Source organism: Luteimonas sp. A482, from assembly GCF_054072655.1.
On the sequence record NZ_JBSVRO010000017.1, the window covers coordinates 1 to 1,296 of the forward strand.

General features: G+C 56.7%; 2 protein-coding genes. Both read right to left on the reverse strand.

Features of this window, described 5'->3' with window-relative positions; genetic code table 11:
- Positions 1-162: 162 nt before the first annotated feature.
- On the reverse strand, positions 163-639 hold the full coding sequence (locus tag ACW5DW_RS17070; protein WP_457020499.1) for an ASCH domain-containing protein: 477 nt from the start codon (positions 637-639) through the stop codon (positions 163-165).
- Between the two features lie 82 nt (positions 640-721).
- The gene (locus ACW5DW_RS17075) at positions 722-1,156 is read right to left on the reverse strand and encodes a hypothetical protein (RefSeq protein ID WP_457020500.1); all 435 of its coding nucleotides are present in this window, start codon (positions 1,154-1,156) and stop codon (positions 722-724) included.
- Positions 1,157-1,296 lie beyond the last annotated feature (140 nt).

The window sequence follows — 1,296 nt, forward strand, 5'->3', positions numbered from 1 at the left end:
AGGTGGCGCTGGTGGCTTGCATGCGCAAGCTGCTCGGGATCATCAATGCCAGGCGCCGCGACGAGCTTCGGGCCGAGGGCCTGGCACTGGCTTGAGCGGCACGCTTCAAGACAGTTGCTGAATTAAGCCGCGCCGCGAAGCGGCGTCGGCTTGAATGAAATGTTAGGCCGCGCCTGACGGAAATATGCGCTCAAACTCTTGAAAGACGACAGACATGTCAGGCTGAGGCTCATAGCCAGTCCCTTGGAGCTCGTGATGGTAATAGTCCCAATGAGCCTTGCGCCACCAATCAAGCGATCCATCTCCCTCACCTTCAATTCTTGCGTGAACCTCAGTGATCTCGTTGAGCGGGAGGATCTGCACTTTGGTTGTGCGAATAATACATACGGCCTTACCGCTCCAGTCCGTCACTATGTTCAGATCGCCCACATGGGGCAAAGCCTCACCGCTGCTCTCAAAAGACCACAACGAAGGTGATGTTGCGCGCTTTCTGCCGGTCAAGACTAGCTGAGCACACTCATGAGCATCCGCCTCGTTGTCGCAAAAATGCCAGGCTGGCGGAGCATCCGTGGGGAGTTGTGATGGTTGAGACTGACGAGCAAGGTAGTCGTCCCACATAAGCTTTACTGATCGGTGCATAAGAGTGTCTTAGCGGCCTAACGCCAGAATTAAGCCGAGCCGCGAAGCGGCTTCGGCTTGAATGAATAGTTAGGGCGCACAGTCATGGCATCTTGAACGCGATGCGCTCCAAAGCGGACAGCCGATCAAGCAACTGTTGCTCAGTATCGGCCGTAACCCAGATATGCGCCACATAACCCCATTTTCGATCAAGCGTCAGCAGGGTTTGACGCGAGAAGGCGGAATTGGAGTCACCAGGATCTTGGCGATACCAAGTCACGCGACGGCCTGCGACCTTGCCCTTGCCAATGCGCTCGGCACGCTCGGGGTGAAAGCTTGGGTGATTGCCGAGGTAGATGCCAAAAGCTTGATCCTCGGACCCGATGACAGAGGCGCGGCACACATCAAAGTCGGGCCCCTCGCTGTAGGTCCACTCGAGGCCGGAATCCGACGGGAGCGTGGGGCAGACCTCAATAGATCGCGCAAGAGCTTGTGGCGCTGCGAGGAAGAGAAGGCTAAGTAACCAGAAGTGCTTCATGTGCGGCCTAACACTTGAGTTAAGCCGAACCGCGAAGCGGTTGGGACTTCCTACGCAAAAGTGGACACCGATGGTTAGGTGCACTGGGCTTCGAACGCCGATGGCGTCTGGTATCCGAGGGACGAGTGTAAGCGCTGATT

Coding starts and splice junctions, on each gene's coding strand:
- ACW5DW_RS17075 (WP_457020500.1), bottom strand. CDS start 1,156: ATGAAGCACTTCTGGTTACTTAGCCTTCTCTTCCTCGCAGCGCCACAA.
- ACW5DW_RS17070 (WP_457020499.1), bottom strand. CDS start 639: ATGCACCGATCAGTAAAGCTTATGTGGGACGACTACCTTGCTCGTCAG.